Raw genomic sequence first — 25,040 nt, forward strand, 5'->3', positions numbered from 1 at the left:
ACCTTTAAATTATCTTTCTAACCATCTTAAAACTAAATTATTATGAAAAATTTATTAACAATTCTTTCTGCAGCTTTTTTATTAATAGCTTGTGAGAAAGGAAAAACGACAGCAGCCACTGGTTCTAAAAAAACAGATTCAGCATCTACATCTGAATGGAAACCTGTAGATTCTGCAACCGCCATGAAAGACTGGATGGCGTACTCAACACCGGGAGAAATGCAAAAAATGCTTGCAAAGTCTGATGGAACCTGGAACGGAGAAACTACCATGTGGATGGAAAACGGGGCAAAACCTATGATGAGTAAATCTGAGGCTACCAATAAAATGATGTTTGGCGGACGTTATCAGATCACTAATCACAAAGGTGACTTTATGGGAATGCCTTTTGAGGGGATGAGCATCGTAGGATATGACAATTCAAAGAAGAAGTTCGTCAGTACGTGGATCGACAATATGGGAACCGGAATCATGCATAGCGAAGGCGACTGGAACCCTTCCACAAAATCAGTTGAGTTTAAAGGAAAAATGACAGATCCTTCAAGACCTGGAAAAGATTGTGATTTCAGAGAAGTATTCACTTTCGTGGATGATAATACTCAAAAACTGGAAATGTATGGCCCGGATTCAAAAACCGGAAAGGAATACAAAACAATGGAAATAAAATATACGCGTAAAAAATAAATGAATAAAAAAGCGCTTCTGATGGAGCGCTTTTTATTTGATAAATTATTTCTTAAAAGGTTTTTTAGTTTGTTTTAAAACTTTCTTTTCATCACTATCTAATTTTCTTTGCAACTTTTTCACATCCTCTGCCGGAGGTAAATCTTCAGGGACTATTCCTCTGTTGGTCAGCATATTTCTAACAGCAACATTATTATCTATATGTTCTTCTTCAATATTTAGTTGCCCTTTTAAGTTTTTATTTTGAACATTCAAACCTGTCATTTCAGCTGCCAGATCTTTAGCTTTAATACTAATTGTAGGTAAAAAATCTGCGACTGGTCTGCTTTCAGGAACTCTCATTTTTTTCTTTAACATTTGCGTATTTAAACGAAAAAGCGCTTGATCTCCTTTACTTCTTATCACAGCAAATCCCTGGCTATCAACGCCTCTTTCATATAAAATCCCTGAAAGTTGTTTTTCAGTCTGACTTAATTTTTCGCGAGCTTTTATCCTTTCATATTCTAATAATCTCTGTTCTACCAATTCAGCTCTCCTAGTTTGAACCGCAAAATAGTTCTGTGCAAAAGATATTTCCTGCTTTCTACTATCACCATTTTGCGCGATTAAGTAACAACCATATCTTGTCAGTAAAATATCATCTATTTCTTTCTCTGCTCCTTTAGGCATTTGTATCGTTTTCCTGATATCAGGAAAATGATACTCAATTAACTCTCCAACGTTTTTACAAGCATCTTTTGCTTTTATAATTACTTTTTCAAAGTTTTCCCATTTACTATATCCCAATAATATTTGTAAATCTCTTGCACTCCAGCATTCTATCCCCTCTAGTTCAGAGGCTGCTTCTTCAAATTTATAGAATAAATCTTTTATTTCTTCTGATTTCATTTAATAATGTGTTTTTATAAATGTACAAAAAAAACCGCTTCGTTGGAAGCGGTTTTTACTTTATAATAGATTAATAATTAATCATTTAACTTTAGTACAGCCATGAACGCTGATTGTGGTACTTCTACTCTACCAATCTGCTTCATTTTCTTTTTACCTTCTTTCTGCTTTTCCAATAGTTTACGCTTTCTGGAAATATCTCCTCCGTAACATTTTGCGGTAACGTCTTTTCTCAAGGCTTTAATAGTTTCTCTTGCGATTACTTTCGTCCCTAATGCAGCCTGAACAGCAATATCAAACTGTTGTCTAGGGATCAGTTCACGAAGCTTTTCACACATTCTTTTACCGATGTAATAAGCATTAGAATCGTGAATCAATGAAGATAAAGCATCTACCATATCACCATTGATCAGGATATCCATTTTTACAAGCTTGGAAGCTCTGAATCCGATGGGGTGATAATCGAATGAAGCATATCCTTTAGAGATAGATTTTAACCTGTCATAGAAGTCGAATACAACCTCAGCAAGAGGCATATTGAAAATTAACTCTACTCTTTCTGATGTCAGATAACTCTGGTTAACGATTTCTCCTCTCTTTTCGATACATAAAGTCATTACTGCTCCAACGAAGTCAGATTTTGTAATGATAGAAGCCTTGATGAAAGGTTCCTCTACTCTGTCCATCGTTGAAGGATCCATCATTTCAGACGGGTTGTTGATCAGAATCGGAACTTCAGGTTCTTTTTTAGTATATCCAAAATAAGAAACGTTCGGTACCGTGGTAATTACGTTCATATTAAACTCTCTGTCAAGACGTTCCTGAACAATTTCCATGTGTAGCATTCCTAAGAATCCGCAACGGAAACCAAATCCAAGAGCTGCAGAACTTTCCGGCTCGAAAACCAAAGAAGCATCATTCAGTCTTAATTTTTCAAGAGAGAATCTTAATTCTTCAAAATCCTCAGAATCAATTGGATAGATTCCGGCAAATACCATTGGTTTTACTTCCTCAAATCCATCAATCGGAGCATCCGCGGGTTTTTCAAATGAAGTGATGGTATCTCCTACTTTTACCTCACGGGCATCTTTAATACCCGATACAAGATATCCTACATCTCCGCAATGAATTGTTTTCTTTGGAACCTGCTTCAGTTTTAAGGTACCCACCTCGTCAGCTCCATATTCTTTTCCTGTAGCAAAGAATTTGATCTTTTCATTTTTAGTAATGCTTCCGTTCACTACTTTAAAATAAGCTTCAATACCTCTGAACGGGTTGTATACAGAGTCAAAGATCAAAGCTTGTAGTGGTCCGTCAGGATCTCCTACCGGCGCAGGAATTCTTTCAACAATCTGTTCTAAAAGATTATGAACTCCTTCCCCAGTTTTACCAGAAACTCTTAATACATCTTCATATTCGCATCCGATAAGGTTCATGATCTCATCGGTTACTTCTTCAGGATTTGCAGACGGAAGGTCAATTTTATTCAGAATCGGAATGATCGTTAAATCATTTTCCAATGCAAGATACAGGTTACTAATGGTTTGAGCCTGAATACTCTGTGCGGCATCTACAATAAGAAGTGCTCCTTCACAGGCGGCAATAGAACGGGATACTTCATAAGAGAAGTCAACGTGTCCCGGGGTATCAATAAGGTTTAAAATATATTTTTCTCCTTTATACTCATAATCCATCTGGATCGCGTGTGACTTGATTGTAATCCCACGTTCTTTCTCCAAATCCATATCATCCAGCGTCTGAGACTGTAATTCTCTTTGGGTAACGGTATTCGTGTACTCCAATAGACGGTCTGCCAGGGTACTTTTACCATGGTCGATATGAGCGATTATGCAAAAATTTCGTATGTTTTTCATTTAAGAATCTTGTAGTTTGCAAAGATAAGAAAATGCAGGAGAATTTTTCATTCTTAATTCTTTCTTTTAACTGAAACACAGATAACAATAAGAAGAGAGGTAAAATTTTCCTTCTTTTCAAATATTATTTTGTTTTGCCAAAGTCTTCCGGTAACACATAATTTCCGGTAAAAGGATCAAGATAAACTTTAGGTCCTACCGTATTCTTTCTTTTGCCTGATAAACTGACATCTATCACCGCACCAATAACACCACCAATGAGACCACCTGCAGCTGCACCAATTGTCACCCCGGTTGTTGCCGTTTCAGGAAATAATTCTGCTCTTGTTACCTCTATAAAAACGCCATTATCATCTTTGAAAATCTCAGTGTATCCCACAGGAATATTTTTGTAAGCAATTCCCTTATAAACAAAAGCATAAAAATGTCTTATTGCCGTTTTTTCCTCTCCTTTTACAGCCTTTGTAACAATTCCTTTATCATTAGCCTGCAAGGTAAATCCGGGTTCAGGATTGTGAGTAAAAAAGCTGTAATAGTCTTTGTAAACCCCTTCTTTCAGTTCATTTGCTTTTAGAATACTCAGTTTTTCTTTTAATACAGAGGTATAGTCAGGAAAATCATTTTCTGAAATACTGAGTTCCCAAGGGGTTGCTTTATAGGAATCTTTAAAAAGATCCGTAAGAATTAAAGTCACTTTCCTTGCCAGACTTTGGGCCAGATAAGGTGTGGTACGTGATGAAACGGTTGCCACAGTGTCTATTCTATCCATAAAATGATATCCGTCTTCTTTCTTAATAAATGTACTTGCCTTTAATTCAAGCTTTCCTATAGAATACTTTTCCTTTTTATCTTCTGAAATACTTAAATTTTCAAGCAAAAAAAACATATCATTATTTCCTCGGGTCGGATTGTACTTATAAAACCAATCCTGTATGTCTTTGCCGGCATTATTTTCGAAAACAACTTTCACCTCGTCCTTATGATACATAACCATTCCGATTTCCTGATGGGCCCTTTGATCTATCACCGTAAAACTTTTGATAGAGTTTTTGCTGTCTTTAATAGATTTTGAAAGATCAATGGTTTCTATTTTCTGACCCCATAATACGATCGAAAACAATAAAAAGAAAAGTATTTTTTTCATAGATAAACTTTGTGGTAAAAATAATTTTTTTTGTGGTTAAATTAAACGGCTCTCACAGAAAAGATCTGTAAGAGCCGTCCAACATTAAAAAAATAAACTATTATGGGTTCTGTTTAGTTCCGGAAGCATTGTTATTATTTCCGTGAGGCTTTCTTTCATCCATTTTATCCTTCATCATCTTTTCGGATTGAAACAGTTTCAGAACTTTTTGGCAGGGAATTACCTGCTGCATTTTATCTGCATATTTTTTTCTGTTATCCAATAGCTTCTGCCCTACTTCAAAACTTTGCTGCAACTTAGCTTTCGCTTCGTCATCTGATAAAGTTTCGGGATCAAAGTTGGAATTAAACTGACTTTTTATCTGCTTCTGGCTATCCAGATATTCGTTATACAATTGTGTAAATTCGGCTTTATCATCTGGATCGACATTCAGATTATCCATGATCATATTGTTCCTGAATTTCTTCAGGAGTTCTTTTCTCTCTTCGGGAGAAAGATTATTGATGACTTCTTTCCTTTGTTTAGGATCCATCTTTTTCCAATCATAATCTGTTCTTTGGGCATTTAATCCAAAGCCATAAATAATCAAAAACGTCAATAATATCTTTTTCATTTTCTTTTAATTATAAATATCCAAATAAACGTCCTGAGTCGAATTACTTGCTAACTCTGCAATTTCAGAATTAGAAAACGAGTCCAGATATTCATTCATTCGTGTTTCTTCTTTTTTCTTTACAGTTTTCACCGGTTTAGGGCTCTCTGTTGTTTTTTTAGTTTCGCTTACACTTTTGGAAGTGTAAACATTGTTATTTTTTTGATTTTCAACTGTTTGATTATTATTTTCAACAGAAGTTAAATCAGATTTTAAAGTTTCATAAGCCAGCTCGCTTTCTGTTTTGGGCTCTCCGTTATTGGCAACATAGGTTGTTTTAGAGTTCAGGATTTGTTCCGTGGAATCGTTGTCTGAATTAAAAACATAAGTTGCTCCAAAAATCAAAGCCAGTGATGCCGCTGCTGCATACATCCAGTTCAGCTTAAAGACAGGTGCTTTTTTACTTGTCTTTATATCATTCATAACGCTCTCCTGAATATTTTCAAACATATTATCAGGAACTGTGTAAATGTTTTTACGCTCTAATTTTTCTATGTCGAACTCTTTCATCTTTGTTGGTCAAAAATTATTTTTCGTAATTTTCTTTAATATAATCTTCTATTTTCTGTTTGGCATAATGATAATTCGTTTTCAACGTCCCTACCGACATATCTACAATTTTTGATATTTCTTCGTAAGGTAAATCATCATAATACCGCATCATAAATACCAGTTTCTGCTTTTCGGGCAGGCTCTGTATAGCGTTCTGCAGTAAAATCTGTATTTCTTCAGCATCACCTTCTGTATTATCTGCAACAAGATTCTGCATATGATACTCGGGATCCTCATCCGTCTTCTGCATTTTTTTCATTTTGTTAACCTGCTGTAGCGCTTCGTTGGTAGCGATTCTGTACAACCAGGTATACAACTGGCTATCATTTTTAAACTGATGAAAATTCTGATATGCTTTAATAAAAGTTTCCTGCAAAGTATCCTGTGCAAGATCTCCGTCCACAATAATTCTTCTTATGTGCCAGTACAATCTGCTTTGATAGGCGTCCATCAAGGCACGAACCCCTTTATCCTGGGTCCGTGGATTCTGCATCAACGAAATAATTTCCGCGTCCTTAATCTTCATAAGATGCCTTCATTGTTTTGGATTACAAAAATAGCTGAAAGTTAAATTAAAAATTCAATTTTCAATGTAAATATTAAAAATAATATGAGACACTTACGCAATAAACGTGCCTCTATTGAAGTATAGGATTTCTGAAACCATCTTCCTTTCCCGGCTCAGCTTAAAATCTTATATTTGTTATATGCAAATTGTAATCATCGGTTCCGGGAATGTAGCCTATCATATGGCAAAAGCTTTCACTTTGAAAAGTATTCCTCTGGCCCAGCTATTTGGGAGGAACGAAAAAGAATTAGGTAAAATTTCTGAAGAATTAAATATTCCTTACTCTACAGATCATCTGGAAGAAGCAGATCTTTATATTCTTTGTGTAAGTGATCATTCTGTAGAAGAAGTCTCAAAAATTATTACAAAAAAAGACTGCTTGGTTGCCCATACCTCAGGATCTCTTCCAAAAGAAGTTCTGGCTGGTGAGTATAGGAAATCCAGCTTCTACCCTTTACAGACTTTTTCAAAATCCAAAGAACTGGAATATGAAAAAATCCCGTTTTTCATAGAGGCGGAAAATGAAAAAGATCAGAAAATATTATTTGATCTTGCTTCAAAGATTTCGGAAAGAGTGATGGAAAGTAATCATGAAAAAAGAAAATATATTCACCTGACGGCTGTTTTTGCCTGCAATTTTGTGAATCATCTTTTTTCAAGAGCTAAAGAAATTTCAGATTCCCAGGATATTCCGTTTGATTATTTCTTACCCCTTATTGATGAAACGGTTCAGAAAATTCATGAAATTGAGCCCAAAATGGCACAAACCGGTCCGGCAGTAAGAAATGATGTAAGGATTTTACAGCTGCATGAACAGTTATTAAAAGACGAAAGTCTTGAAATTTATAAAACAATGAATCATTCTATTCAGAAAATGTATGAGTTATAAAGAGAAATTAAAAGATATTAAAGCATTTGTTTTTGATGTTGACGGAGTTTTCACAGACGGAAGTGTTTATCTTCTTCCCGGAGGAAATATGTGCAGGGTAATGAATGTTCTGGACGGATATGCGGTAGTAAAAGCTTTAAAAAACAATTATTTAATCGGTGTTATTACCGGAGGAAATGATGAAATGGTAAAGCACAGAATCAATTATCTGGGTATTCAGGATTACTATCCGAAATCTCACAATAAAATAGATGATTTCGAAGACTTTAAGAAGAAATACAATCTTAAAAATGAAGAAATTCTGACCATGGGTGATGATCTTCCGGATATTCACATCATGGAAAGTTCAGCCATTGCGGCATGTCCTGAAAATGCAGTTCCTGAAGTAAAAGGAATTTCCGATTATATTTCCCCTAAAAAAGGAGGAACAGGTGCAGTACGTGATGTGATTGAACAGGTAATGAAAGTTCAGGGGAACTGGCATGACGATAATACTCAATCTGTATAAATATCTGTATGAAATTACTTTTAGCATCACAATCCCCAAGAAGAAAAGAACTTCTTTCCAGCCTTGGTTTTGATTTTGAAGTCGTAAAAATAGACTGTGAAGAGATTATTCCGGAAAATATTAAAATAGAAGATGCTGCGGCTTATCTTTCTGATTTAAAAGCTTCAGCCTTTAGAAACCTTGAACCTGGTGAAGTACTTCTGACTGCTGATACGGTAGTCGCTATCGATAATCAGATCCTTGGAAAACCTAAAGATGAACAAGACGCCTTTACCATGCTTCAAAGTCTTTCGGGAAGAACGCATCAGGTCTACACGGGAATTACCATCAAAACAGCGAATAAGTCTTTCACTGAAACAGATGTTGCGGATGTTACTCTCGACAAACTTTCAGAGGAAGAAATAAACTATTATATTCAGAATTATAAGCCTTTTGACAAAGCAGGAAGTTATGGTGTTCAGGAATGGCTGGGAATGGCAAAGATCACAGGCCTTACAGGAAGCTATTATACCATTATGGGACTTCCTACCCATCTTGTTTATAAAATCCTGAAAGAATCTTCTCTTACTTAAAAGATTATCAGGTTCAAAACGCTCCTTAAAGAAGAAATAAAATATTTCCTGACGAAATATAAATATTATTCATTATAAAATTTTATTATTTTTACAAAATCATCAAACTGCTGATAATAAAAAGCAGATTAGCGAGTTATATTGAATAATGAAAAAGAATATATTATTCCTTTTAGTCATATGCCTTGTTGCTTCCTGTTCTACCAGAACGAAAAAGCCGGAGCAGCGTTCAAGAGTATTGAAAGGATTTTCCACATATTATAACACATTATTTAATGCAAAAGATGCATTAAACAGTGAGTTTACCACCAGAGACAAAGGGCATAAAGACAACTTTTATGCTCCCTACATTCCTATTCTGACTTACGAAGAACAACCTTTGGGAAGTGATCTTGGACAGACTGAGGCTTTTGCTGAAAATTCCATGAAGATGGCTGAAGTAGCCAACAGACCTTCAGGAAGAGGTAATTCAGGAGTTCCGAATATCCCTGGAGGACCTCCGGGAAATGGGCCTTCAAGACCTGACGGAGAACAGACTAAAGGAGCTACTACACTGGAAATTGCAGAAGCAAAAGCTTTAAAAGCAATCAATAAATATTCTGTAACCAGAAATGGTGAAGAGAAAAATAAGCAGATTTTTGATGCCTACATGATTCTTGCCCAGGCAAGAATTTATAGGGGTAAATCTCTGGAAGCACTTGATGCTCTGAATTATGTTTTCACCCGTATGAAAGATGATAAGAGGATTCCACTCGCAAGAATCTATCAGGGACTTGCTTATGATCAAATCAAAGATTATCATAGGGCACATGAAACATTTGCCAAACTGAAAAGTGAAGATATCAGTAAAAGTTATGCAAAACTTCTGAGTATCTACTACTCTGAATCTTTGCTTGATGCCGGTAAGAAAGAAGAAGCTGCCAAAGAACTTGATAATGCTTTTGAACTGAACAGCAACAGAAAACTGAAGAGCAGAATCGCTTATCTGAGAGGTCAGGTGCTGGAAAACCTGAACCAGAATGATAAAGCAAGAGAAAGCTATGCTGCAGCGTATAAATATGCCAGTGATTTTGAATTTGAAGTAAAATCTCAGGTGGCTATCGCCAAAACTTTTAACGGTAAAGGTGACTATGCGGGAGCCAAAAATTACCTGGAAGGAATCAGTAAAAAAGGGATGTATGGCTCCAGAAAAAATGAATTTTACTATGCTTTGGGATTAATGGCCAATAAAGCAGGTAAAAAGGATGAAGCTCAGCAATTCTTCAGAAAATCTCTTTTTGAAAAGGTGTCGGATCCTCAGATCCGTGGATTGGCTTATTATGAAATAGGAAAAAGCTACCTTGACAAAAATGATTATATCGGAGCCGGAAGTTATTATGATTCAGCCCTTGCTGTAATGACTTATGAACCATCAAAAATCCTGTTAAAAGATCAATCTGAGTATATTAAAAAGATCTCCAAAAACTACTATCTGATCAAAAAGAATGACAGTATTCTTTCTCTGGCAAAAATGAATGATGCTCAGAAAACAGATTATTTCACAAAATATATTGCCAAACTAAAGATTAAAGAAGAGAAAGAGGAACAGGAAAGAAGACGTGCAGAAAGAAGTAAAGGTTTTGATACTGGAGATTACAGTGCCAATTCTATTTTTGCCAATAGTGGCAATTCTTTTGAGGATTTTGGCGTAACCACAAAAGGATTTTATTTCAGCAATTCGGGAACGGTAAGCAAAGGGACCTCTTCATTTAAGCAGATCTGGGGAGACCGTGCTCTTGCTGATAACTGGCGTTCTTCCAAGAAAATGGCCTCTATTGAAGATATGAAAAATGAAGCGTTGGGAGTAACTTCAGCACCTAATCCAAGACGTTTTGAGCCTGCGTACTATATTGAACAGATTCCTACAGATCAGGGAAAATTATCGCAGTTAAAAAAGGATAGAGATACCGCTTCATTAGGTCTGGGAATTATGTATCAGAATTATTTTACCAATACTCCACTGGCTACAAAAACGCTTTATGATCTTGTAGATGTAAAACCGGAAGAAAAAGTAATGCTGCAGGCACTGTATGAGATTTTTGCCATGAATTATGAGAAAAATCCACAGGCTTCTGAAAGAGCAAAACAAATTCTATTAGCTGATTATCCTTATACTTCTTACGCTGAATTTGCCAGAAATCCTAAGAATAAATCATTTGTAAAATCAACCGAAGAAGTTGAAAACGAATACAAAAAGGCATATGCACTATTTGAATCCGAAAAATTTGCAGAAAGTAAAGATATTATAGATCAGACGATTCAGAAGTTTCCGAAAGACGCACTGGTTCCTAAGCTGTATTTATTAAATGCTTTCAATGCAGGAAAATCAAGTGGAAAAGAAGTTATGATTCTGCAGCTGGAGCAGATTGCCCTGAATTATTCCAAAACACCTGAAGGGGTAAGAGCCAAAGAAATGCTGAATTATCTGAAAAGTGACCTCAGCTTCCAGGCAACGGATAATAAAGGAAATACTATTCCTCAGCAGCCGTCAGGAGCACCAGTACAGCCTAACTCCCAAAATACGGGACTTCCACAAATGAACAGCGGAAAAGTACAGAAGCTGGATACGACGCAGAACATTAATACGAATACTGCTCCACAAAATCCTAAAAAACCTAATGAGACAAAATCAGGATCGAAGATCCCACCCAGACCTCAATAAAATAAAAAAGCGAAGATTTATTCTTCGCTTTTCTTTTTCTTTACTCCATGGAAATCTTTGAGATAAAAAGGCTCAAAATAAGCCATATCTTCAAATTCTTTGTTTTGAATTTTCTCCAGAGTCTTTCTGATGAGATATTGTGCAGAAGGATAAACATCTTCTTTAAAAACAGCTTCAGGGAGATTCAGAATCTCTTTTGCTTTTTTAGCACCATCCCCCACAAACAGAACTTTTTTATCTTTAAATTCTTCAAAAGAAGTCTCATCTAAAATCTTCGCTTCTGTCTTGGATAACTCCTCCCCTGTTTTACCGTCATAAACGGCCGTATAAACCTCCATTCTCCTTGCATCGATCAAAGGTATTATAAAATCGTAGTTATCGCCTAAAAAAGGCTCTATCATACTTTCAAGAGAATTCACTGCTATCAAAGGAACTCTGAGTCCATAACAAAACCCTTTTGCTGAAGCTGCTCCGATTCTTAAGCCGGTATAAGAACCAGGACCTTTACCTAAAGAAACGGCCTCGATATCTTTAAGTGAAATCCCCGCTCCTTCCAATGCCCATTCTACATAGGTGTGAAGACTTTCGGATTGTTTATAGTTTTCAGAAACTTCCTCGCAAAGGCATAATAGCTTCTCATTGTCTGATATGGCTACTGAACAGTTCTTGGATGATGTTTCCAGATATAGAATTTTCATTTTTTTGTTTTAAGCTAAACAGCAATATTGCAAAAGCAAAACCGCATTTAATTTTCTGCAAATTTACTCCATTATTTTGGACTATTTTCTATAAATCGTTCTTGGCTCAGCCTGAGCACTCGGATAGATGGTCATATCTGAAATGGTAACATGTTTTGGTGCGTTCACACAGTAAGCAATAGCATCTGCAATATCTTCCGCTTTCAGGGCATCATAGCCTGCATAAACCGTCGAAGCTTTTTCACTGTCGCCTTTGAATCTTACCAGGGAGAAATCTGTTTCCACAGCGCCCGGCTGGATGTTGGTTACTTTGATTCCAAATTCCGTAAGTTCCAGTCTCATTCCTTCCGAAATAACGTCTACTGCTTTCTTCGTTGCACAGTACACTACTCCATTCGCATAGGTTTGTCTTGCTGCTACAGAACTGATGTTCACTATATGACCTAAATTTTTAGTTTTCATAGTTGGAATGATCATTTTGGAAACATAGAGTAATCCCTTTACATTTCCGTCAATCATAGAATCCCAGTCATCGGTCTTGCCAGCAGAAAGCGGATCTAACCCATGGGCATTACCAGCATTATTAATCAGAACATCAATCTCTTTCCAGTTTTCGGGAAGGGAATTAATAGCTGTTTCCACTTCTTCAAGATTCCTTACGTCAAACAATAAACTAAATATTTCGGTATATCGAGAAAGTTCTGTTTTTACAGCTTCAAGCACCTCACTTCTCCTTCCACAAATAATAATTCTGTTTCCTTGTTTTGCAAGAAGCTCTGCTGTGGCTTTACCTATACCGGAAGTGGCTCCGGTGATCAATATTGTCTTCATAAAATTGGTTGTTACATGTCTGAATGTACTACTCTATCAATGTCATGATTCTGGAGCATTCAAACATTGTTGTATTGATTTATTAATTTGCATCAAAGGCCTGAAAAGCATCTTTGATATGGTCTATGATTAAGTTTTTGTTATCATCGGGAAGAACGGAAATAATATCAAATCTGACTTCCTGATCTTTATTAAATTCCTCCATATAATGATCGGCTGCAGAGACAATAGATTTTATCTTTGTTTTGGTGACAGCCTCCTGAGGAAGCATAAAAGCATCGGTAGATCTTGCTTTCACTTCCACAATAATAATCAGGTTATCTTTTTCAGCAATGATATCAATTTCATTTTGTTTAAAACGAAAGTTTTTGGCCTTGATTTTATAACCGTTTTTCTGAAGATAATCAGCAGCGAGATTCTCTGCTATTTTTCCAAAATCATTATGATGAGCCATAGTATGTATTTAAGAGTTTGGAGATAGGAGAGTAGTGTGGCTTTAAAAATCTACTTTTACTTTATCATTCACTTTCATTTTCACGTTGGCACCAATTAAAAGTGGCCTGTTGTCCTTAATGTGTCCATTCGGGAAGGCAAATACTACCGGGAAGTTATACTTTGAAATTCTGTCAGAAATAAGCTTATACACGAACTCATCAAAACTATCTTCAAAGCTTTGATTTTCCTTTTCATCTCCCATATTGGTCATTCCACCCACAATCAATCCTTTGATTTTATTGAAGACACCAGCCAGCTCCAGACTCATAATCATACGGTCCAGTGCATAGAAGTTTTCTCCGATATCTTCGATAAACAGAATCTTGTCTTTAAAGTCGAATGAATATTTGGTTCCCAGAAGGGCGTAGATAAGGGCTAAATTCCCTCCAACCAATTCTCCCTGAATATTCCCTTTTTTGTTTAAAGGGTGAGATTTAAGGCTGTATTTGGGCTTTTTGCCTTTAAGGATATCAAAGATCAGATCATAGCTTTCATCTGTCACTCCAAAACTGGATGTTTTAATGGTCTGTCCATGGATGGAAACAAAACCTTTTTTCAACAGATAACTTTGGATCACAGTATTATCGGAATATCCGATGTACCATTTCGGGTTTTCTGTAAAGTTTTTCAACTTCAGGTGCTGAATAAGATGCTGGCATCCGTAACCACCCCTGGAAGCCCATACAGCTTTTATTTCCGGATCATTTAATGCCCAGTTGATATCTTTTGTTCTTTCCTTTTCTGTTCCGGCGTAATTATATCCGTTTGAAAATTTTGTGTAGAGATGTTCTCCGAGAACGGGTTCAAAACCTCTACTTTTAATCATTTCTATTCCCTTTTCCAGTTGAGTTGCATCTACTGCTCCTGCAGGGGAAATAACAGCTATTTTGTCTCCTTTTTTAAGAGATTTTGGAAAGATCATTTTTTTCATTTTGCTTTTTGATATTTTACTTCTTTCTTTTCTGCTTCCTCTAATTGTTTTTCAAATTGGTTGAACTTTTTAAAACTCTGCAGGAAAATAAAGAAACTGAAGATAATAAGAATACAGCCAACCACTCTTCTGATCTGGTTGGCCAGTTTTTGTGTTAATTTATCGTGAAATTGCTTGGCAAGAAATATCTTGGCAAGATCTATAGACAGGTAAGTGGCCAGTACTATGCTGATGTATAAAATAAAACTGCTGGTGTCCGGATATTGATTCCTTACGGAAATTACCGTTACCAGCCAGAAAAGGATGACTCCAACATTCAGAAGATTAAAGAAAAATCCATTGAAAAAGGTCTTAATATAATTTTGACCAATGATCTTTTCTTCTCCGGGCATGTGCATTTTGGTTTTGGTCACCAGCATCACAATTCCGTAGATGAAAATAAGAATAGAGGTGATCCTGTAAAAACCGGGATGTTTATCAATTAAAGAAACAATATCTGTACTGGCATAGTACGCCGCTACAATGCATAATAAATCTGCAGTAATCACACCAAGATCTAGTGACAAGGCATGTCTGGGGCCTCTGGAAAAGCTGGTTTCAATTAACAGGAAAAAAATAGGTCCTATGAAAACCAGGCTCAGCATAAATCCTAATATGATGGCAGATAGTACAAGTTCTAGCATTAAGTGGTGTTTTAAAATGAATAAAAATTCATTTCGTTTAATACAAAGTTAGACTTTATGATTTAATTATTCAATAAAGTTGTGATATATCAAGTAGATTTTAATCAGACTTTAATGTAAAAAATTGGAGAAATAGGAGAGGAGCGTTTGTTATACGTTTTTTGCTAAAAAAATAAAGAGGTCATTTCGTTTAGAAACAACCTCCTTTATATAATAATTTTACTGAATACGTTCAGCTATCTTTTTTTATTTTTCCAAACACTTTTCATTAAAAACAAATTCGAAATCTTTTCTGATTTTAAGACCAAAAATACCCCTTTCGAAGGTATAAATAACCTGATTTTTAAACAGCATTCTTTTATAATCAATCCAAAAACTTCTGGTCATGTAAGAATACTCGTAGGCGTTTCCACTCAAATAAATGTAAGTTGTTTTACCTTTCTGATGGCTGCGTACACTCCCAACCTCTGAAACCATACATCTGAAACAGTATGTTTCCTGGATAGGATTCATTCCTGTAACATAATTGATCAAAAAAAATGCATTCACTATCAGTGGAAATGTCACTCCAAAAAAGTATTTTTTTCCTTGTTTATCAATATTAATAATCTTCCTTTTGATTAAAATATTACATATGACTATAAGAATGATGATAGCCAGTACAAACAGATAAAAATTGATAACAGTATTAAAAATTACTGTTACCAATAATATTACGTTTAAAATACTAAATACAATGTATTTATCTATTCTCGTCATTACTTCACAATCTGGAAGTCAAGCTGCTTCTGAATCAGATTGGCTTTTACCACTTTGATCTGAACTTCATCTCCCAACTGGTACTTATTTCCATGTCTTATTCCGTATACGGCATGGGTTTTCGCATCATACATATAGGAATCATCCACAAGGTCTCTCAACTTGATCAAACCTTCAGCACCGTTCTCAGGAATTTCAACCCAGAAACCAAATTCTGCTACTCCGGAAATCACTCCTTTGAAAGTTTCTCCCAGATGTTTTTCCATGAATTTCACCTGCATGAATTTGATAGAGTCTCTTTCCGCATCTGCTGCCAGTCTTTCCATCGCACTGCAATGTTTTGCCTTTTCTTCAAGCTCACCTCTGTTCGGAGATTTTCCTCCATCCAGATAATGCTGAAGAAGACGGTGGGCAAGCAAATCCGGGTAACGACGGATAGGAGAGGTGAAGTGGCTGTAATACTCAAACCCCAGACCATAGTGGCCAATAGGTTCTGTAGAGTATACCGCTTTACTCATACTTCTCATAGCAAGCGTTTCAATCATATTTTCTTCCCCTTTTCCTTTTACATCATGAAGAAGTTTATTCAAAGATGCAGCCACTTTTTTGGTATTGGCCAAATCCATTTTATATCCGAAAGTAGCAACGAAGTCTCTCAACGATTCCAATTTTGCCGGATCCGGATCATCGTGAACCCTGTAAATAAATGTATTATTGGTGATCTCACCTTTTCTTGAAAGCGATACAAATTCTGATACTTTTTTATTGGCTAAAAGCATGAATTCCTCGATCAGGTGATTGGAGTCTTTACTGATTTTAAAGTATACCCCAACCGGTTCATTATTTTCATCAAGATTGAATCTTACTTCACTTCTGTCAAAAGTAATGGCTCCTTTTCTGATACGTTCATGACGCATTATTTTCGCCAGTTTATCAAGCGTATTGATTTCTTCAGCCAGATCTCCCTGTCCGGTTTCAATACGTTCCTGTGCTTCCTCATAAGTAAATCTTCTGTCTGAATGAATAACCGTTCTTCCAAACCATTGTTTCTGAATTTCAGCATTGTCATTCAGTTCAAAAACGGCTGAAAAAGTATATTTATCTTCGTGTGGACGAAGGGAACAAACATCATTACTCAACACTTCCGGAAGCATCGGCACAACCCTGTCAACAAGATATACCGAAGTTGCTCTCTGATAGGCTTCATCATCCAGAATTGTTCCTGGCACTACATAATGAGATACGTCTGCAATATGAACTCCGATTTCCCAGTTTCCATTTTCCAGTTTTCTTATGGATAAAGCATCATCAAAGTCCTTCGCATCCTTAGGGTCAATGGTAAACGTACAGATATTACGCATATCCCATCGCTTAGTAACCTCTTCATCCGTAATACTTCTGTCGATTTTATCTGCATCAGCTTCTACTTCCGATGGAAATTCATAAGGAAGACCATATTCTGCAAGAATAGAGTGGATTTCCGTTTCATGTTCTCCCGGAGCACCCAGCACCTGAATGATTTCACCTTCCGGATTTTTATCACCTGGTCTCCATTCCGTCATTTTTACAATAACCTTATCTCCATCTTCTGCATTGTTGAACTTTCCTTTCGGAATAAAGATATCCGTGTTGATTGATTTTTTATCGCAAACCACAAACCCAAATTCCTTGTGGGCAACCTTCTGAAACGTCCCTACAAATTCGGTTCTGGTACGTTCCAAAACTTCCAAAACAGAGCCTTCCAGTTTCTTTCCTTTATAATGATAAGTTATAATAAGAACCTTATCTCCCTGCAATGCATCCTTCACATTTTTGGCGTGAACGAAGACATCATCTTCCAAACCTTCCACACTTACGTAAGCATTTCCACTTTGGTTAAAGTCAATAGTTCCGGTAAGTGTTCCTGCGATTTTCAGGTTTACGATATATTTTCCTTTTTCTACTTCTTTGATTTTTTCAGATCCCTGAAGTTTGTGCAGCGCCTGGATCACAAGTTCCCTTTGTCTTGGATTTTTGTAATCTATTCCATCGGCGATCTGCTTATAATTATAAATTTTGGATGAATTTGCATTCATAAAACGGAGGATCATTCTTCCGATCTCCATCATTTTTAAATCATTTTTATGACTTATATATTTTCTTTTTTTTGGCATTTTAATTTTCTTTTAATTGTTTTGGTCTTATCTCCCCTAAGACCTTTTTCTAAATCTTCCTTATTAATTCCTTTGTATAAGGTTATTCAATTTCATCATTAGAATATTTCCGTAAATCATCAGAAATTATCTTTCAGTTTGCTTACAACGGGAGCTTTAGTTTTGTATAAATTTAATACAATTCTGGAGAAGAAAAGAGAAAAACCTTTTATTAAATATATTTCAAATATAAGAAAGGCTTTGGAGAATAATAGAGTGTAATTTCTATTGGACACTGCAAATGTACGAATAAAAAATAAATAAGGCTTGTAAAGTGATTTACAAGCCTTATTATAATTAGCAAACTGCAATTTTGTCAACTCTGTTCTGGTGTCTTCCACCTTCGAAGTCTGTTGAAAGAAATTTATCTACAATTTCAAGTGCCAGTTCTTTAGATATAAATCTTGCCGGCATTGAAATCATGTTGGCATCATTATGTTGTCTTGCCAGTGTTGCAATCTCCGGCATCCAGCATAAAGCGCATCTTATCTTCTGGTGTTTGTTCGCAGTGATCTGAACTCCGTTTCCGCTTCCACAGATCAGAATTCCCAGCTCATTTTCTCCGTTTTCCACAGAGGTTGCCGCAGGGTGTACAAAGTCCGGATAATCCACACTGTTTGTGGAAAACGTTCCAAAATCCTGAACTTCAAAACGTTCTGAAAGGTAGTTCTTAACAATCTCCTTATATTCATAGCCTGCATGGTCCGCTGCGATAGCAATTTTTCTTTTCATAATACTCTTATTAAGCTTTATTAGATTCTATTTCCTTACAAAGGTAAGAATAATAACAATTCGTGTTAGTAAACCCTGAGTTAATTGTGAAAAGGTATGTGAATAACTGTGGAAAACTTTTCTCAACTTTCTATTTTTAAAGATCAATTTATTTCGTAATAGAAAATCTTTTCTCAAACTTTTACCACAACTTTCCAGATGTTTTCTCCAGCTATCCCCAGATTTTTCCATAATAAAATAACTAATAATGGCTTCATCCCAAAGTTATCAACATTTGTTAATAAGTATGTGAAATAGCGGGTTTACAGAGATTTATATTGTGAGTTAAATATGAGTTGAATAAAAGTTGAATGTTATCAATTTTTAGCCTAAAACTTATCCCCGAAACTAACAACACTCAACAACAACTACATTATTCTTTTTTTAAAAGAGAAAAAATTGTTGATTAATGGGTGATTGGCTTCGGGGAAAGTTTTTGAAAACTTTTATTTTAATCAAACTGTTGAAAAAGTTTAAAACCTTACATTTGTGAAACAAAAATTCAATGAGATTTATGAAATTGTTCTTGCGAGATTTTACCGGAAGCTAAAACGGATTTTGAGCACGGCGGTTTCATAGGGCTTAGTAAAAAATAAATCTACTTATGAAAACAATCAATGATCTTAATTTTAAAGATAAGAAGGCTCTGGTAAGAGTGGACTTCAATGTTCCGCAGGACGATCAACTGAAGGTGACAGACAACACAAGAATTGTTGCTGTGAAACCAACAGTGGACAAGATCCTTAATGATGGTGGTTCTGTCATCTTAATCACACACCTTGGAAGACCTAAGGGAGAGGTTAAAGATGAATTTTCCCTTAAACATATTGTTGGCGAAGTTTCTGCTGTTTTAGGACAGGAAGTGAAATTTGTTGATGAGTGTATTGGAGAGAAGGCAGAGCAGGCAGCTGCAGATTTAAAACCAGGAGAGATCTTATTATTGGAAAATGTACGTTTTCATAACGAAGAGGAAAAAGGAGACGCTGCATTCGCAGAGAAGCTTTCAAAGTTAGGAGATGCTTATGTAAATGATGCATTTGGTACAGCACACAGAGCTCACGCTTCCACAGCAGTAATCGCTCAATACTTTCCTTCAACTAAATATTTCGGTTTACTAATGGCTAAAGAGCTTCAGGCAATCGATAAAGTATTAAAGAGTGGTGAGAAACCAGTTACAGCTATTTTAGGTGGTTCTAAAGTTTCAACTAAAATTACCATTATAGAAAATATTCTTCCTGCGGTAGATAATCTTATCATTGGTGGAGGGATGGCATTTACTTTTATTAAGGCTCTCGGAGGGAAAATCGGTAATTCTCTTGTGGAAGAAGATAAACTTCCTTTGGCTCTTGAGATTTTAGGAAAAGCTAAAGAGCACAAAGTAAAAGTATATCTTCCGTCTGATGCCATTATCGCTGAAAGCTTTAGTAATGATGTGGAGAGAAAAGAAGTTGATATTTATACAATTCCTGAAGGATGGATGGGACTTGATGCAGGGAACAAATCAAGAGACCAGTTCAATGATGTATTATTAAACTCAAGAACAATTCTTTGGAATGGGCCAATTGGTGTTTTTGAAATGTCAAATTTTGCTGGAGGAACAGTTGCACTAGGAGAAAGTATCGCTGAAGCAACAAGATTAGGAGCTTTCTCTTTAGTAGGAGGAGGAGACAGTGTTGCTTTCGTGAAGCAATTCGGTTATGCTGATCAGGTAAGCTACGTTTCTACCGGAGGTGGAGCAATGCTTGAAAGTCTTGAAGGACTTGAGTTACCAGGGGTAGCTGCCATCAATAATTAATCGGAAATAAAAGATATTTTAAAGCCTGCTAATATAATTAGCAGGCTTTTTTTATTTCTTAAACTTAAAGAAAATCCTTTATTGATCGGTGTTTTAATATTATTTTAGATATAACTTATAGTTATACAGAGGTGGGTTGAATTCTCTTTCAGAGACTTATGTTTTTCAGGAAATTTGTGATCAGAATATTGTTGTAAAATTTATGAATTCAAGTGATTTTATTTCTGGTTATATTCCCTTTTTACTTTGGTAAATGACTATTATTTTTGCAATACTATTGATGTAAAAAGTGGTATTTTTTCTATGAATTATACCTTGTATTTCGAGGAATATAGAAGAAGCAGTTGATATGTTTTTATGAAAATTATTAGAGGATTTGAAGGAAGATTTATGATTTCTTCTTCCCATTGAAAGGTGATTCTAATTATTTTTTAAAATTATTTTGGAGAGATAGGCTTAACTTTATCTGTTTTAGGAAATAGTATTTTAGATTGTTTTAGTATTTAAATTTCTACTAGAAAATGGTGGATATAATTTTTTGAAAACTTTAAATTTCTAAATTCAATGAATTATTTATTTCACATAATAGTGATTGTGTTGTATATTGCTGATTATTAGATGTTAAACTTATTTTCAATCTATTTTGTCCTTATTATTTTCATGTGATAATCTTACTAAAACAAAAGAAATCCATAGGTAACTATAATAAAATGAGTAAGTTAATTCCTTTTTTGATTTTTTAAGATCTTTTTCCAGGATAAACATTTACCTGTTTTAATTTTTTTTCTTTCAATTGAAATTCTCAGCGATTATTAAATTTACAGTTTTCAGTTTTCTTTAAAAAATAGTACTGAATCAATTTTTAATTTTTTGAAATAGAGAAAAATTATTTTTATTAAAAATGATAGAGTGGAGTAGGGGAGCTTTTTTTATCCTGGAAGAATTACTTTAGAAGGAAATAGATTTTCTATTTCTTTGTCATCAGAAATATATTTGCCAGGTCAGCTTTAATTTTTTCTTTTTAATAAAAACACCAAAAACCGACCTTCATAAATAGCTTAAAAATCGATTTTCTATCTTTTTTAGAGTATTGATACCTTATTTTATTTTGAAGTTAAATTGAAGCTGTTTTTGGGATAATTTATCTTGTTAAAACTAAATTTCTTCTTTTTTTTCGCTGGTTTTTATGGTTTTATTGAAAACTGAATGAGAAAGTTCAATAAAAGCTTTACGTACATAAATTACGGAGTAGATGATCTATATTTTTCTTTATTATTAAAATGGAGTAGGGGAGATATTTTTTTATTGATAGGTAAGGAAGGTAAATTTCTATTTTATTTTTAAGACTTTACAAAATAGATGTAGGATTTAAAATATAATTGTAGTCCAGAAAAAAGAAAACTCAGGAGAAAAAATCCTGAGTTTTTTATTTTTTAAGCTAAAAATACCAAAAATCGACCTTCATAAATGGGTTAAAAATCGATTTTCTATCTTTTTTCGATAATATATATCAAACTTGAAAATTCGTTGGAAAATAATGCTTTTACGTTCGAAATTGTTCCGTAGACTACTGCTTTTACCCAAAATAGAGGTGATTTTTTATATTTTTCGCTCAACATGGAGATGTAATAGGAATCAAGGACCAAAGGTTTGATCTTTCTCATTTTCCAGTCAGGATTTTTGGAAATTAAATTTTCCATTCCGTTTTTTGAAAAATGATAGATATGTCTTGGAACATCATACGCGGCCCAATATTCTTTATAATGTTTCGCATCATAGGAAGTTGGGTTGGGAACTGCAATGACAAGAATTCCTTTTTCTTTTAATTTTTCATGAAATGTGCTAAGCATTTCGTCCTGGTTTTCGATGTGTTCAAATACATGCCAGAGTGTAATAGCATCTAAGGTATTGTCTTCAATTTTATTAATATTATCTAAAATGGAAGCTTTTGCTATTTTTCCCTGTGCTGCTTTTCTGGCATCAGCATCAGGTTCAAAGCCGAAAGTTTCAAAATCATTTTCTATATATTTTACAAACTCTCCGGCACCGCATCCGTAGTCGAGTACTCTTGATCCTTTTTTTATTCTGTCTACCAGTATATTTTTTTTATACTGCAGATTAAAAGACTGGAGGAATTTATAAAGCTTTTCTTTTAAACTTCCGGAATCCTGGTGATGAGAAATATAATCTTCACTTTCATAATATCTGGAAATATTGGATGGAATAGGAGTGGTTTTGAATACTCCTTTTGTTTCAGTCTCTTTAATTTCAAATATTTCCTGTGAAAGAAAATGATCTTTTATTTTCATTGAAGTAAATATCTTTTATATGATAAAAAAATTAAGATATTCAGAAGTGTTTTACGCTCATAAATACCTTAATTTTTATTTTTATTTTCTAATGTTTCACGTGAAACATTTTTTTTAACGCCCTAGGTAAACTAATAAAACATTAATATCAGCTGGGGAAACCCCACTTATTCTTCCTGCTTGGGCAATAGTCTTCGGACGAACGTTAGACATCTTCTGTTTTGCTTCTGCAGAAAGGCTGGAAAGCTTCGTATAATCGAAATCTTCAGGAATTTTAATGTTTTCCAGACGATTTAACTTAGCAACGTTTTCTTTTTCTTTCTCAATATATCCTTTATACTTAATATTGATCTCTGCCTGTTCTCTTACTTCATCATTATATTGAGTAGAAACTTCTTTAATAAAATCAATTTCATCCAGTTTTTCTAATGTCATATTAGGTCTGGTAAGGATTTGAGCTGCTCTGTAAGCCTGATCTACAGGGCTGCTTTCAATAGATTGCAGAACTGGATTGATAATACCTGGTTTTAAAGAAGTTTCGCGAAGAAACTCTTCAAGTGACTGGCTTTCAGATACTTTGGTTTCAACGCGTCTTAATCTGTCTTCTTTTGCCAATCCTAGCTGGTATGCTTTCTCCGTTAATCTGATATCAGCATTATCCTGTCTTAAAAGAAGTCTGTATTCTGCACGTGAAGTAAACATTCTGTAAGGTTCTTCCGTTCCTTTTGTGATTAAGTCATCAATCAATACTCCAATATAAGCTTCATCTCTGTTTAGGATAAAATCTCCCTTTTCATGAACTTTATTGTGTGCATTGATTCCGGCAATTAATCCTTGTCCTGCTGCTTCTTCATATCCGGTTGTTCCATTGATCTGTCCTGCGAAATATAAATTATCAATTAATTTCGTTTCGAGGGTATGCTTCAACTGGGTAGGAGGGAAGTAATCATATTCAATGGCGTAACCCGGACGGAAAACTTTTACATTTTCAAATCCTGGAATATGTTTCATTGCTTTGATCTGTACATCCTCAGGAAGAGAAGAACTGAATCCGTTTACATAGATCTCTACAGTTTTCCATCCTTCCGGTTCTACGAAAAGCTGGTGTCTGTTTCTTTCTGCAAAACGATTAATTTTATCTTCAATACTTGGGCAGTATCTCGGACCTAAACTCTGGATCGTACCATTGAACATTGGACTTCTGTCAAAACCTTCTCTTAAAATATCGTGTACCGTTTCGTTGGTATATACGATATGACAGCTTAATTGTTTTGTCAGTTTTGGCGTATCAAGATAACTGAACTTTTGAGGATTTTCATCTCCTTTCTGTTCTTCCATTTTCGAATAATCCAAACTTCTTCCATCTACTCTTGGTGGAGTTCCGGTTTTCATTCTTCCTGCTTCAAATCCTAAAGTGACCAATTGCTCTGTAATTCCAAAAGCTCTTGGTTCACCCATTCTTCCTCCGCCTAATTGTTTATCTCCAACGTGAATTAATCCATTAAGAAAAGTTCCGTTCGTAAGAACTACAGATTTTGCTTTAATCTCAATTCCTAAAGAAGTAACAACTCCTGCTACTTTATTATTTTCAACAATCAGTTGTTTTACCATATCCTGAAAGAAATCAAGATTGGGAGTATTCTCTAATGCTAAGCGCCATTCTTCAGCAAAAAGCATTCTATCATTTTGGGTTCTCGGAGACCACATCGCAGGACCTTTTGAAAGATTCAGCATCTTGAATTGGATGGCAGATTTGTCTGCCACAATTCCGGAATATCCTCCCATTGCATCAATCTCTCTTACGATCTGTCCTTTTGCGATTCCGCCCATTGCCGGGTTGCAACTCATCTGTCCGATGGTCTGCATATTCATTGTAATAAGCAGGGTTTTTGAACCGAGGTTAGCTGCTGCCGCTGCGGCTTCGCAACCTGCGTGTCCGGCACCTACTACTATTACATCATATATTTCTGAAATCATTTTTATCTCGCTTGTTTTAAGCTTTAAACCTTATCTTTATAACCAATGTTTCACGTGAAACATTTTTGGAGAATGCACTCTAGGTAAACTTATATTGTTGCTAGAATAGAGTACTTTAGATATGGGACTTTAAGTGATTGTTCAATTCTAAAACTTTAAATCCCTGTATTTATCCAGGTATAAATCTTCCATTCTCCGCATCTCTTTTTCTTCCTCTTCCGTCTTGTCTTTATACCCTGCAAGGTGTAAAATACCGTGGGCTAAAACCCTTCTTAATTCTTCTTCATAATCTCGGGAAAGGGTAGAGGCGTTATCAGAAATGCGCTGCAAAGATACGAAAATCTCAGCGCTTATTGTCTTGCCTTTTACATAATCGAATGTGATAATATCTGTATAATAATCATGCTGCAAATAATCCTGATTGATCTTAAGAAGATATTCATCATCACAGAAAATGTAATTGATTTCTCCTAGTTTTTTTCCTTCTGAAAGAATAAGATCTTCCAGCCATTTTTTGTAATCTGTACTTACCGACTCTGGTAAGTTTTCGTAAAAGAACTGTATCAT

The 25,040-nt window shown here is 35.2% G+C and carries 23 protein-coding genes; 6 read left to right on the forward strand and 17 right to left on the reverse strand.

The annotated features are described in order from the left end of the window. The first annotated feature begins 42 nt into the window (after positions 1-42). Complete coding sequence (locus tag DDF69_RS03790; RefSeq protein WP_114819603.1) at positions 43-684, forward strand: DUF1579 domain-containing protein; 642 nt, start codon at positions 43-45, stop codon at positions 682-684. 45 nt (positions 685-729) lie between these two features. Here the strand turns inward: DDF69_RS03790 and dinD are convergent, their stop codons facing one another. From dinD to DDF69_RS03820, 6 genes are all read right to left on the reverse strand, one after another. Then, a complete protein-coding gene (dinD, locus tag DDF69_RS03795; protein WP_114819604.1) occupies positions 730-1,572 on the reverse strand; it encodes a DNA damage-inducible protein D in 843 nt (280 codons plus the stop codon). A gap of 77 nt (positions 1,573-1,649) precedes the next feature. Then, complete coding sequence (gene lepA, locus DDF69_RS03800; RefSeq protein ID WP_062672783.1) at positions 1,650-3,446, reverse strand: translation elongation factor 4; 1,797 nt, start codon at positions 3,444-3,446, stop codon at positions 1,650-1,652. A gap of 124 nt (positions 3,447-3,570) precedes the next feature. Then, positions 3,571-4,590 carry a hypothetical protein gene (locus tag DDF69_RS03805; protein ID WP_114819605.1) on the reverse strand — a complete coding sequence of 340 codons (1,020 nt, stop codon included), beginning with the start codon at positions 4,588-4,590 and terminating at the stop codon, positions 3,571-3,573. A gap of 100 nt (positions 4,591-4,690) precedes the next feature. Beyond that, positions 4,691-5,203 (reverse strand): hypothetical protein, encoded by a 513-nt coding sequence (locus DDF69_RS03810; RefSeq protein WP_114819606.1) that lies wholly within the window; start codon positions 5,201-5,203, stop codon positions 4,691-4,693. A 6-nt stretch (positions 5,204-5,209) separates the two neighbouring features. Continuing rightward, positions 5,210-5,752, reverse strand: a complete 543-nt coding sequence (locus tag DDF69_RS03815; RefSeq protein WP_114819607.1) for a hypothetical protein — start codon at positions 5,750-5,752, stop codon at positions 5,210-5,212. Positions 5,753-5,768: 16 nt separating this feature from the next. Continuing rightward, complete coding sequence (locus tag DDF69_RS03820; protein ID WP_034694015.1) at positions 5,769-6,320, reverse strand: RNA polymerase sigma factor; 552 nt, start codon at positions 6,318-6,320, stop codon at positions 5,769-5,771. A 181-nt stretch (positions 6,321-6,501) separates the two neighbouring features. Between DDF69_RS03820 and DDF69_RS03825 the strand changes: the two genes are divergently transcribed. The 4 genes from DDF69_RS03825 (at position 6,502) to DDF69_RS03840 (ending at position 11,032) form a co-directional block, all read left to right on the forward strand. Further along, on the forward strand, positions 6,502-7,251 hold the full coding sequence (locus DDF69_RS03825) for a Rossmann-like and DUF2520 domain-containing protein (protein ID WP_114819608.1): 750 nt from the start codon (positions 6,502-6,504) through the stop codon (positions 7,249-7,251). Further along, positions 7,241-7,759, forward strand: a complete 519-nt coding sequence (locus DDF69_RS03830) for a KdsC family phosphatase (protein ID WP_034694018.1) — start codon at positions 7,241-7,243, stop codon at positions 7,757-7,759. The genes DDF69_RS03825 and DDF69_RS03830 overlap by 11 nt, the downstream gene beginning before the upstream one ends. An 8-nt stretch (positions 7,760-7,767) precedes the next feature. After that, positions 7,768-8,331, forward strand: a complete 564-nt coding sequence (locus tag DDF69_RS03835; protein WP_114819609.1) for a Maf family protein — start codon at positions 7,768-7,770, stop codon at positions 8,329-8,331. Positions 8,332-8,479: 148 nt separating this feature from the next. Beyond that, complete coding sequence (locus tag DDF69_RS03840; protein WP_114819610.1) at positions 8,480-11,032, forward strand: tetratricopeptide repeat protein; 2,553 nt, start codon at positions 8,480-8,482, stop codon at positions 11,030-11,032. 17 nt (positions 11,033-11,049) lie between these two features. Here the strand turns inward: DDF69_RS03840 and tsaB are convergent, their stop codons facing one another. The 8 genes from tsaB to rpiB all read right to left on the reverse strand — a co-directional run bounded on the left by tsaB (position 11,050) and on the right by rpiB (position 18,353). After that, positions 11,050-11,730 carry a tRNA (adenosine(37)-N6)-threonylcarbamoyltransferase complex dimerization subunit type 1 TsaB gene (gene tsaB, locus DDF69_RS03845; protein ID WP_114819611.1) on the reverse strand — a complete coding sequence of 227 codons (681 nt, stop codon included), beginning with the start codon at positions 11,728-11,730 and terminating at the stop codon, positions 11,050-11,052. Positions 11,731-11,811: 81 nt separating this feature from the next. Then, entirely contained in the window at positions 11,812-12,561 is a 750-nt protein-coding gene (locus tag DDF69_RS03850) for an SDR family NAD(P)-dependent oxidoreductase (RefSeq protein ID WP_114819612.1), read from the reverse strand. An 82-nt stretch (positions 12,562-12,643) separates the two neighbouring features. Beyond that, a complete protein-coding gene (locus DDF69_RS03855) occupies positions 12,644-13,015 on the reverse strand; it encodes a YraN family protein (protein ID WP_114819613.1) in 372 nt (123 codons plus the stop codon). A 42-nt stretch (positions 13,016-13,057) separates the two neighbouring features. Continuing rightward, positions 13,058-13,987, reverse strand: coding sequence for an LD-carboxypeptidase (locus tag DDF69_RS03860; RefSeq protein WP_114819614.1), 930 nt, complete (start codon positions 13,985-13,987; stop codon positions 13,058-13,060). Further along, the gene (locus DDF69_RS03865) at positions 13,984-14,670 is read right to left on the reverse strand and encodes a LysE family translocator (protein WP_114819615.1); all 687 of its coding nucleotides are present in this window, start codon (positions 14,668-14,670) and stop codon (positions 13,984-13,986) included. Before DDF69_RS03865 ends, DDF69_RS03860 begins: the two co-directional genes overlap by 4 nt. A gap of 246 nt (positions 14,671-14,916) precedes the next feature. Continuing rightward, complete coding sequence (locus DDF69_RS03870) at positions 14,917-15,378, reverse strand: hypothetical protein (RefSeq protein ID WP_162800867.1); 462 nt, start codon at positions 15,376-15,378, stop codon at positions 14,917-14,919. 50 nt (positions 15,379-15,428) lie between these two features. Beyond that, a complete protein-coding gene (gene rnr, locus DDF69_RS03875; RefSeq protein ID WP_114819617.1) occupies positions 15,429-17,582 on the reverse strand; it encodes a ribonuclease R in 2,154 nt (717 codons plus the stop codon). A 336-nt stretch (positions 17,583-17,918) separates the two neighbouring features. Beyond that, complete coding sequence (gene rpiB / locus DDF69_RS03880) at positions 17,919-18,353, reverse strand: ribose 5-phosphate isomerase B (RefSeq protein WP_034694035.1); 435 nt, start codon at positions 18,351-18,353, stop codon at positions 17,919-17,921. A gap of 643 nt (positions 18,354-18,996) precedes the next feature. On the opposite strand from rpiB, the gene DDF69_RS03885 reads away from it, so the two are divergent. Next, the gene (locus DDF69_RS03885) at positions 18,997-20,187 is read left to right on the forward strand and encodes a phosphoglycerate kinase (protein ID WP_114819618.1); all 1,191 of its coding nucleotides are present in this window, start codon (positions 18,997-18,999) and stop codon (positions 20,185-20,187) included. Positions 20,188-21,674: 1,487 nt separating this feature from the next. Here the strand turns inward: DDF69_RS03885 and DDF69_RS03890 are convergent. The 3 genes from DDF69_RS03890 to ybeY all read right to left on the reverse strand — a co-directional run bounded on the left by DDF69_RS03890 (position 21,675) and on the right by ybeY (position 25,040). Then, the gene (locus DDF69_RS03890) at positions 21,675-22,496 is read right to left on the reverse strand and encodes a class I SAM-dependent methyltransferase (RefSeq protein ID WP_114819619.1); all 822 of its coding nucleotides are present in this window, start codon (positions 22,494-22,496) and stop codon (positions 21,675-21,677) included. 114 nt (positions 22,497-22,610) lie between these two features. Further along, positions 22,611-24,473 (reverse strand): tRNA uridine-5-carboxymethylaminomethyl(34) synthesis enzyme MnmG, encoded by a 1,863-nt coding sequence (gene mnmG / locus DDF69_RS03895; protein WP_114819620.1) that lies wholly within the window; start codon positions 24,471-24,473, stop codon positions 22,611-22,613. Positions 24,474-24,620: 147 nt separating this feature from the next. Further along, entirely contained in the window at positions 24,621-25,040 is a 420-nt protein-coding gene (ybeY, locus tag DDF69_RS03900; protein ID WP_034694045.1) for an rRNA maturation RNase YbeY, read from the reverse strand.

It is taken from the genome of Chryseobacterium sp. KLBC 52, from assembly GCF_003347605.1.
Taxonomy (GTDB): domain Bacteria; phylum Bacteroidota; class Bacteroidia; order Flavobacteriales; family Weeksellaceae; genus Chryseobacterium.

Excerpts from the sequence above, each read along its gene's own strand:
- DDF69_RS03790 (WP_114819603.1), top strand. The coding sequence starts at position 43 with ATGAAAAATTTATTAACAATTCTTTCTGCAGCTTTTTTATTAATAGCT.
- dinD (WP_114819604.1), bottom strand. The coding sequence starts at position 1,572 with ATGAAATCAGAAGAAATAAAAGATTTATTCTATAAATTTGAAGAAGCA.
- lepA (WP_062672783.1), bottom strand. The coding sequence starts at position 3,446 with ATGAAAAACATACGAAATTTTTGCATAATCGCTCATATCGACCATGGT.
- DDF69_RS03805 (WP_114819605.1), bottom strand. The coding sequence starts at position 4,590 with ATGAAAAAAATACTTTTCTTTTTATTGTTTTCGATCGTATTATGGGGT.
- DDF69_RS03810 (WP_114819606.1), bottom strand. The coding sequence starts at position 5,203 with ATGAAAAAGATATTATTGACGTTTTTGATTATTTATGGCTTTGGATTA.
- DDF69_RS03815 (WP_114819607.1), bottom strand. The coding sequence starts at position 5,752 with ATGAAAGAGTTCGACATAGAAAAATTAGAGCGTAAAAACATTTACACA.
- DDF69_RS03820 (WP_034694015.1), bottom strand. The coding sequence starts at position 6,320 with ATGAAGATTAAGGACGCGGAAATTATTTCGTTGATGCAGAATCCACGG.
- DDF69_RS03825 (WP_114819608.1), top strand. The coding sequence starts at position 6,502 with ATGCAAATTGTAATCATCGGTTCCGGGAATGTAGCCTATCATATGGCA.
- DDF69_RS03830 (WP_034694018.1), top strand. The coding sequence starts at position 7,241 with ATGAGTTATAAAGAGAAATTAAAAGATATTAAAGCATTTGTTTTTGAT.
- DDF69_RS03835 (WP_114819609.1), top strand. The coding sequence starts at position 7,768 with ATGAAATTACTTTTAGCATCACAATCCCCAAGAAGAAAAGAACTTCTT.
- DDF69_RS03840 (WP_114819610.1), top strand. The coding sequence starts at position 8,480 with ATGAAAAAGAATATATTATTCCTTTTAGTCATATGCCTTGTTGCTTCC.
- tsaB (WP_114819611.1), bottom strand. The coding sequence starts at position 11,730 with ATGAAAATTCTATATCTGGAAACATCATCCAAGAACTGTTCAGTAGCC.
- DDF69_RS03850 (WP_114819612.1), bottom strand. The coding sequence starts at position 12,561 with ATGAAGACAATATTGATCACCGGAGCCACTTCCGGTATAGGTAAAGCC.
- DDF69_RS03855 (WP_114819613.1), bottom strand. The coding sequence starts at position 13,015 with ATGGCTCATCATAATGATTTTGGAAAAATAGCAGAGAATCTCGCTGCT.
- DDF69_RS03860 (WP_114819614.1), bottom strand. The coding sequence starts at position 13,987 with ATGAAAAAAATGATCTTTCCAAAATCTCTTAAAAAAGGAGACAAAATA.
- DDF69_RS03865 (WP_114819615.1), bottom strand. The coding sequence starts at position 14,670 with ATGCTAGAACTTGTACTATCTGCCATCATATTAGGATTTATGCTGAGC.
- rnr (WP_114819617.1), bottom strand. The coding sequence starts at position 17,582 with ATGCCAAAAAAAAGAAAATATATAAGTCATAAAAATGATTTAAAAATG.
- rpiB (WP_034694035.1), bottom strand. The coding sequence starts at position 18,353 with ATGAAAAGAAAAATTGCTATCGCAGCGGACCATGCAGGCTATGAATAT.
- DDF69_RS03885 (WP_114819618.1), top strand. The coding sequence starts at position 18,997 with ATGAAAACAATCAATGATCTTAATTTTAAAGATAAGAAGGCTCTGGTA.
- DDF69_RS03890 (WP_114819619.1), bottom strand. The coding sequence starts at position 22,496 with ATGAAAATAAAAGATCATTTTCTTTCACAGGAAATATTTGAAATTAAA.
- mnmG (WP_114819620.1), bottom strand. The coding sequence starts at position 24,473 with ATGATTTCAGAAATATATGATGTAATAGTAGTAGGTGCCGGACACGCA.
- ybeY (WP_034694045.1), bottom strand. The coding sequence starts at position 25,040 with ATGATACAGTTCTTTTACGAAAACTTACCAGAGTCGGTAAGTACAGAT.